Origin of the sequence: Rhodopseudomonas sp. BR0C11, assembly GCF_010820945.1 — a bacterium.
Taxonomy (GTDB): domain Bacteria; phylum Pseudomonadota; class Alphaproteobacteria; order Rhizobiales; family Xanthobacteraceae; genus Rhodopseudomonas; species Rhodopseudomonas palustris_H.
In genome coordinates, this window is sequence record NZ_QTKI01000587.1 from 1 (window position 1) to 2,128 (window position 2,128).

3 protein-coding genes are annotated in these 2,128 nt (G+C 64.0%); all 3 read left to right on the top strand.

The features are described 5' to 3' along the window. A partial coding sequence (locus DYI24_RS25475; protein ID WP_283810903.1) for a PrpF domain-containing protein occupies positions 1-563 on the top strand: 563 nt, incomplete at its 5' end. 118 nt (positions 564-681) lie between these two features. After that, positions 682-1,710 carry an amidohydrolase family protein gene (locus tag DYI24_RS25480; protein WP_164574291.1) on the top strand — a complete coding sequence of 343 codons (1,029 nt, stop codon included), beginning with the start codon at positions 682-684 and terminating at the stop codon, positions 1,708-1,710. 2 nt (positions 1,711-1,712) lie between these two features. Next, positions 1,713-2,128 (top strand): 4-carboxy-4-hydroxy-2-oxoadipate aldolase/oxaloacetate decarboxylase (locus tag DYI24_RS25485; RefSeq protein ID WP_164574292.1); only part of this gene is annotated, 416 nt, incomplete at its 3' end.

Consider the following 2,128-nt stretch of genomic DNA (forward strand, 5'->3'; position numbering starts at 1 on the left):
ACGGCGTCGAGGTGACCTGCATCGACAACGGCATGCCGCTGGTGATGTTTCGCGCCGAGGCGGTCGGCCGCACCGGTTATGAGGGCGTCGCCCAGCTCAACGCCGACACCGAGCTGAAAGCGCGCCTGGAGAAGCTGCGCATCGCCTGCGGCCATGCGATGCAGCTCGGCGACGTCACATCGAAGAACTATCCGAAGATGACTCTGATCTCGGCGCCGCGCGCCGGCGGCAGCATCTCGACCCGCAGCTTCATTCCGCACGTCTGCCACGACGCCATCGGCGTGCTCGCCGCCGTGACGGTGGCGACCGCTTGCGTGCTGAAAGGCAGCGTCACCGAAGGCATCGCGCAGGTGCCGGACAGCACCATCAAGCAGATCTCGGTGGAACACCCGACCGGCGAATTCTCGGTCGAAATCGAGGTCGATCCGCAGAACCCGCAAAACGTCACCCGCGCCGCCTTGCTGCGTACCGCCCGCCTGATCATGCGCGGCGACGCGATGGTGCCGGGCTCGGTGTGGGGCGGGAAGCAGACCAGCGACGCAGCGCTGCGGCGCGCGGGGTGAAACATAAATTTCCGTCATTGCGAGCGAAGCGAAGCAATCCAAAACCTCGTGCACTGAGCTGGATTGCTTCGTCGCTTCGCTCCTCGCAATGACGAACCTAAACTGACGAGGACACCCGATGATCATCGACATTCACGGCCACTACACCACCGCGCCGAAGGCGCTGGAGGATTGGCGCAACCGGCAGATCGCCGGCATCAAGGATCCGTCCGTGATGCCGAAAGTATCCGAGCTGAAGATTTCGGACGACGAGCTGCGCGCCTCGATCATCGAGAACCAGCTCAAGAAGATGCAGGAGCGCGGCAGCGACCTGACCGTGTTCTCGCCGCGCGCTTCGTTCATGGCGCACCATATCGGCGACTTCAACGTCTCATCGACCTGGGCGGCGATCTGCAACGAGCTGTGCTACCGCGTCTCGCAGCTGTTCCCCGACAATTTCATCGGCGCAGCGATGCTGCCGCAGTCGCCGGGCGTCGATCCGAAGACCTGCATCCCTGAGCTGGAGAAGTGCGTCAAGGACTACGGCTTCGTCGCCATCAACCTCAATCCCGATCCGTCGGGCGGGCACTGGACCTCGCCGCCGCTGACCGACCGGCACTGGTACCCGATCTACGAGAAGATGGTCGAGCTGGAGATTCCGGCGATGATCCACGTCTCAACCAGCTGCAACGCCTGCTTCCACACCACCGGCGCGCACTATCTCAATGCCGACACCACCGCGTTCATGCAGTGCGTCGCCGGCGATTTGTTCAAGGATTTCCCCGAGCTGAAATTCATCATCCCGCATGGCGGCGGCGCGGTGCCGTATCACTGGGGCCGGTTCCGCGGCCTGGCGCAGGAGATGAAGAAGCCGCTGCTCGAAGACCATGTGCTCAACAACATCTTCTTCGACACCTGCGTGTATCACCAGCCGGGCATCGACCTGCTCAACACCGTGATTCCGGTCGACAACGTGCTGTTCGCCTCGGAGATGATCGGCGCGGTGCGCGGCATCGATCCGCGGACCGGGTTCTACTACGACGACACCAAGCGCTACATCGAGGCGTCGACCATTCTGACGCCAGAAGAGAAGCAGCAGATCTACGAAGGCAACGCCCGCCGCGTCTATCCGCGGCTCGATGCCGCGCTCAAGGCGAAGGGTAAGTAACAATGACCGTGCGGATGAACGATCTCGGCATCGTCAAGCGCAACATCGGCCGCGCCGACAAGGCTGCCGTCGAGAAGCTGTCGCGGTTCGGCGTCGCCACCGTGCACGAGGCGATGGGCCGAGTCGGCCTGATGGCGCCGTACATGCGTCCGATCTACTCCGGCGCGCACATCTGCGGCACCGCCGTCACCGTGCTGCTGCAGCCGGGCGACAACTGGATGATGCACGTCGTCGCCGAACAGATTCAGCCCGGCGACGTCGTGGTCGCGGCCTGCACCGCCGACTCCACCGACGGCTTCTTCGGCGACCTGCTCGCCACCAGTTTTCGTGCCCGCGGCGCGCTCGGCCTGATCATCGACGCCGGCGTCCGCGACGTCCGCGATCTCACCGAGATGAAGTTTCCGGTGTGGTCCAAGGC